Genomic DNA, 5,736 nt, shown 5'->3' with positions numbered 1-5,736 from the left:
CACGGGTCACAAAAGAATAAAATCCTTGATTTTTCAGTGCAAAAGTTATGGCTTAATTTGCTTGTTGCGGAATCGCTGTATGACATAAAACATGATTGACAAAACAGATATTCTGCTATAATATAGTAATCGCACAGAAAAACGATAGATTTTATTGAATAATTAAAGAGGGAGGATATAAAAGTGAGCAACAAAATTAGAACATTATTACTATGGGTGTTATTATTTGGGATGGCTATTTATTTTGCTGTCTATTTAGGAAATGTAAAGAAAGGTCCTGCTGCTATAAGCTACAGTGATTTTATTGCCTTGGCAAAAGAAGGAAAGATTGATACAGTCACCGTGATGGAGGACCAGAAAAGGATTGACGGTACCTATGTCCTTCCTGCAGGTTCGCTCAAGGACGCCAAACACGAAGCATTTTTTACTTTTATAGGTTCTGATCCCGAAATGTGGAAATTCCTCCGCGAGAAAAATGTTAACGTAACGGTGAAAGCTCCGGAGCAGGTGCCTCTCTGGCTTTCCATACTTGTTAATGTTGGTCCGTTTTTGATTCTTGGTATAATTATTTTTGTGGTTTGGAAACAGATGCAGGGGGCCGGAAATTCCGCTTTCAATTTTGCAAAGAGCAGAGCGAAACTTTTCTCTTCCAATCAGACGAAAGTTACCTTTGAGGATGTGGCAGGAGTGGAAGAGGCCAAGGAAGAATTAAAAGAAGTTATAGATTTTCTTAAAGAACCGACAAAATTTCAAAAACTCGGAGGAAAAATTCCGAAGGGTGTACTTCTTATCGGTTCTCCGGGAACAGGAAAAACTCTTTTAGCCAGAGCGGTTGCGGGAGAAGCCGGTGTTCCGTTTTTCTCTCTTTCCGGTTCTGATTTTGTAGAAATGTTTGTAGGTGTCGGCGCGGCCAGAGTGAGAGATTTATTTGAGCAGGGAAAAAAGAATGCGCCCTGTATTATTTTTATTGATGAGCTGGATGCCGTAGGGCGACGCAGGGGGTCCGGACTGGGCGGCAGTCATGATGAAAGAGAACAGACCTTAAATGCGCTTTTGGTCGAGATGGACGGCTTTGAAACTAATACCGGTCTTATTGTTATTTCGGCAACCAACAGAGTTGATGTTCTGGATCCTGCGCTTCTTCGTCCCGGCAGGTTTGACAGGCGGGTGGTAGTTGCGCTTCCTGACTATAAGGGCAGGGAAGCCATTATGAAGATACATACAAAAAAAGTACCCCTTGATAAAAATGTAGACCTTTCAATTATTGCACGCGGTACTCCGGGTTTCACCGGCGCGGATCTTGCTAACCTTATTAATGAAGCGGCGCTCTTAGCGGCAAGAAACAATAAAAAAGAAATATCTCTTAAAGAGCTTGAGGATGCAAAAGACAAGATCTATATGGGTGTTGAAAGAAAGAGTCTCATTATAAGTGACAAAGAAAAAAGAATGACAGCTTTTCATGAAGCGGGTCATGCCTTAATAGCTAATTTAATACCCGGGACTGATCCCCTTCATAAGGTAACAATAATTCCAAGAGGTGTTGCGCTCGGTGTTACCTGGAGGCTTCCTACCGAAGACAGACACGGACGGGGCAAAAAGGAATTTATTACGGATATTATGATCTCTCTTGGCGGGCGTATAGCGGAAGAGCTTTTTATGGAAGACGTTTCCACCGGAGCAAGCGCTGATTTTCAGCATGTTACAGACGTGGCACACAAAATGGTTACCTTTTATGGCATGAGCGAAAAACTGGGAACCAGGACCTATGGAAGACCGGATAGAGAAGTATTTCTTGGCGGAAGTTACATGCAGGAAAAGGATTATTCGGAAGATACCTCAAAAAAGATAGATGAAGAAGTAAGATGTATCATTGAAGAGTGCTACATTAAGGCGAAAAAACTGCTTACTAAACATAAGGCTAAGCTTGAAAAAATAGCATTGGCGCTGCTTGAAAGGGAATCCCTTGACGGTGCAGAGGTGGAAGAAATTATTACCGGTAAAAAAAGAACACCGCCGGTACCTCCTGTTCCGCCGGTTTCCGGAAGCACGCTTGAGGCTAAAACCGAAGAGAAAAAAGAAATAGTTAAGCAGCCGGAACTTAAAACTTCTCCGGCGCCGAACACGGATGCGGGGAAAGCATGAATAAAACAAAGATAGAAAAAGCAGTCAGAGATGTTCTGGTTGCTATCGGTGAAGATCCGAACAGGGAAGGACTGAAGGAAACTCCCGAACGTGTTGCCAGAATGTATGAGGAAATATTTAAAGGTGTCGGCATGGATCCGACTAAGGAATTAAAAGTTCTCTTTACGGAAGAACATGATGAGATGGTTCTGCTCAAGGATATTCCTTTCTACTCCATGTGTGAGCATCACCTGCTTCCTTTTATAGGCAAAGCCCATGTCGCTTATATTCCTGTTAACAATAAAGTACTCGGACTTTCAAAAATTGCGCGTCTTGTGGATACTGTCTCCAAGCGCCCGCAATTACAGGAGCGCTTGACCAGTCAGATCGCCGATACTTTGACGAAGACTATAAAACCCAAAGGTGTTCTGGTGGTGGTGGAAGCTGAGCATCTTTGCATGACTATGAGAGGAATAAAAAAACCCGGTTCAAAAATGGTGACTTCGGCGGTAAGAGGGCTTTTTAGAAAGAGCCAGGCAACCAGAAGCGAAGCGCTGGCCTTAATACACGGTTCATGACAAAAAAGCAGTTTACATGCGGAAATTTTTCTTTTGACCTTTCAAAAAAATCCCTTATCATGGGCATTTTAAATGTTACTCCGGATTCTTTTTCTGACGGCGGAGTGTTTTTTGATGAAGCCAAAGCAGTCGCGCGCGCAGTTCAAATGGCGGAAGAAGGCGCGGATATCATAGATATCGGAGGAGAATCTACAAGGCCCGGGGCTGCAAAAGTAGATGCAAAAGAAGAAATAAAAAGAATTCTTCCCGTAATTAAAAAAATAGTTAAAAAAGTCAAGATCCCGGTTTCAGTTGATACTTATAAATGTGAAGTGGCTGAAGCTGCTTTAGGTGAAGGTGCGGCAATAATAAACGATATCAGCGGTCTTAGATTTTCTCCGGTAATAGCGGGGTTAACGGCAAAAGCAAAAGCCGGATTAATTCTGATGCATATGAAAGGAACTCCTTCAAACATGCAGGAGGATCCAAAATACAATAACGTTGTAAGCGAAATAAAAAGTTATCTTAAAGAAAGTATAAAAATTGCGCTTAAAGCCGGGAATAAAAAAGAAAGTATAATTATTGATCCCGGTATCGGCTTTGGAAAAACTCTGGAACACAATTTAATAATATTGAAAAACCTCCGTGAGTTTGTTAAACTGGGCTACCCGGTAATGGTAGGGATTTCAAGAAAGTCTTTTATAGGAAAAATATTAAAAACGGAAAGTAATATGCGCCTTGAAGGTTCGCTTGCAGCCGCAGTGCTCGCCGTAAAAGAAGGTGCTTCAATTATCCGTGCGCATGATATAAAAGAAACCGTAAGAGCGCTAAAGGTCGCCGAAGCTATATTAAACACTAAAGCGAAGTAGAAATAAAAAATAGAAAGCTATAAAAGGGTGTAAGGTAAGAATAAACGTTGGTTTATCAGCGGAATCAGATGCCTTGCAATCAGTGTCCACCTGCGGTGAGATCTCGTCTCGCCCTAGGCGGACGGAGAATCCGGTAGTTTTGCAATCTCATCAAAAGATCCGCCAATGATATAAGGCGGATCATCGAGAGATCCGCCTAAGATAATTGGCGGAGGTGGAATAGTTTTTCAAAAGGATGTAAATGGAACAGTTTTTCATAACAATACTAAGTCCTTTTAAGGCAATGGTATTTAAGGATATTTTTCAGATATTCATCCTTTATATTGTCTTTTATTACCTTTTAATACTGCTTAAAGAAACAAGAACCATGCAGATGCTTAAAGGTCTGGGACTCCTTCTCGGAGTATCTCTTCTTGCCAGTATATTTCAGTGGCATACTATCAACTATTTTCTTAAAAATATATGGCCTATCTGGATCATTGCTTTTACGATATTGTTCCAACCGGAATTACGCCAGATACTTGTGGATATAGGTAACCGGAGGATAAAATTTAAGACTATCTTTAAGACTGAAGATGCGGTTTATGACGAAATAGTAAGCACAGTAAAACAGATGTTAAGAAAACGTACGGGCTGCCTTGTTGTAATAGAAAGAAACACCGGATTAAAAGAATTTATTGAGACCGGGAGCAGAATCAACTCTGATATTAACGCGGCTCTTTTAATGACTATTTTCACGCCCAAAACTCCCCTGCATGACGGAGCGGTGATAATTAATCAAGGCAGGATAATCGCTGCCGGATGTATACTTCCGCTTACACAAAAAACTGATATAGATATCGAACTCGGTACCAGACACCGCGCGGCGCTCGGGATTACCGAAGAGACGGATGCGGTCGCAATTGTTGTTTCCGAGGATCTCAGGAACGTTTCCTTGAGTGTCAACGGAAAGATTACACCGGTAGAACCTGATAATTTGAAGGAGATGCTCAAGCTTTATGCCTCTAAAACGAATTGAATCAGAAAAAATAATACAGATGCTTAAGGATTCTTTCAGCAAGAATCAGAGATATAAAATTATTGCTCTTATTATAGCAATTGCCGCTTGGGTATATGTGTCCATCGACGAAAATGTTACCGTTAAAATGGATGTTCCGTTTAAAGTTGATTATTCCAATGATACCGGTCTGGTGGCAATAGGTGATATTCCTAAAGATGTCACGGTAACCCTGTGGGGTCCGATAGATATAGTCAGGGCCCTGGGTCCTTCCCAGGTAAAAGCAACTCTTGAAATAGGAACACCGGTGAAAGGTGATATGAAGTTCGAACTCACCCCGCGGAATGTTTACGTTCCTGCAGACAATGTTAAAGTGCTAAAGATAGACCCGTCTAAAATCAAACTAAATTTTCAGAAATACACTGAGAAAAAATAAATGGCAAAACTTAATGTTAATATCGATCATGTCGCGACCCTGCGGCAGCAGCGGCTGGGGAAAGAACCGTCAACTGTAAAAGCTGCAAAAGTTGTAGAAGCCTCCGGTGCTGACGGGATTACAATCCACCTCAGAGAAGACAGAAGACACATTCAGGACTTTGACGTTTATGCCATAAAAAAAATAGTAAAGACAAAGTTAAACCTGGAGATGGCAGCATCAAAAGAAATTGTTAAGGTTGCTTTAAAAGTACGGCCGGACTGGGTAACGCTGGTTCCGGAAAAAAGGCAGGAGCTGACAACGGAAGGCGGTCTTGATGTTTTTGGACAAAAGAACAGATTAAAGAAAATAGTAAAGGAATTCCACAAAAAGAAAATACTCGTAAGTATGTTCGTCGATCCCGATATTAAACAGGTAAAAGCCTCAAAAGACACCGGCGCTGATTTTATAGAGATCCACACCGGTACTTATGCTGATGTTAAGAACAAAAAAGCAGAATATAAAGAGTTCTTAAAAATAAAAGAAGCCGCTATTCTGGCAAAGCTTCTGGGCCTTCGGATAAACGCCGGTCACGGGTTGAATTACAAAAACGTAACGCGCCTGAGAAAACTAGACATTATAGAAGAGTTTTCAATAGGGCATAGTATCATTTCAGAGTCAATATTTTCAGGATTAAGCAAGGCCGTTAAAGGTATGATTAGGTTGGTTAAGTAGGCGAGAGTTTATGACGTTATGCCAAAGAAAACCCCGAGCGTG

The 5,736-nt window shown here is 41.4% G+C and carries 6 protein-coding genes; all 6 read left to right on the top strand.

Annotated elements, in window-relative coordinates; genetic code table 11:
* Positions 1-231: 231 nt before the first annotated feature.
* On the top strand, positions 232-2,142 hold the full coding sequence (locus A2536_00605; protein ID OGF46874.1) for a cell division protein FtsH: 1,911 nt from the start codon (positions 232-234) through the stop codon (positions 2,140-2,142).
* Positions 2,139-2,699 (top strand): GTP cyclohydrolase I FolE, encoded by a 561-nt coding sequence (locus A2536_00600; GenBank protein ID OGF46873.1) that lies wholly within the window; start codon positions 2,139-2,141, stop codon positions 2,697-2,699. The genes A2536_00605 and A2536_00600 overlap by 4 nt, the downstream gene beginning before the upstream one ends.
* Positions 2,696-3,547 carry a dihydropteroate synthase gene (locus A2536_00595; protein ID OGF46872.1) on the top strand — a complete coding sequence of 284 codons (852 nt, stop codon included), beginning with the start codon at positions 2,696-2,698 and terminating at the stop codon, positions 3,545-3,547. The genes A2536_00600 and A2536_00595 overlap by 4 nt, the downstream gene beginning before the upstream one ends.
* Before the next feature lie 283 nt (positions 3,548-3,830).
* On the top strand, positions 3,831-4,565 hold the full coding sequence (locus tag A2536_00590) for a TIGR00159 family protein (protein OGF46876.1): 735 nt from the start codon (positions 3,831-3,833) through the stop codon (positions 4,563-4,565).
* Positions 4,546-4,980, top strand: a complete 435-nt coding sequence (locus A2536_00585) for a hypothetical protein (protein ID OGF46871.1) — start codon at positions 4,546-4,548, stop codon at positions 4,978-4,980. The genes A2536_00590 and A2536_00585 overlap by 20 nt, the downstream gene beginning before the upstream one ends.
* Positions 4,981-5,694, top strand: a complete 714-nt coding sequence (locus tag A2536_00580) for a pyridoxine 5'-phosphate synthase (protein OGF46870.1) — start codon at positions 4,981-4,983, stop codon at positions 5,692-5,694.
* Positions 5,695-5,736: the final 42 nt, after the last annotated feature.

It is taken from the genome of Candidatus Firestonebacteria bacterium RIFOXYD2_FULL_39_29 (genome assembly GCA_001778375.1).
Taxonomy (GTDB): domain Bacteria; phylum Oederibacteriota; class D2-FULL-39-29; order D2-FULL-39-29; family D2-FULL-39-29; genus D2-FULL-39-29.
This window is presented reverse-complemented; position numbering and strand designations above follow the sequence as displayed.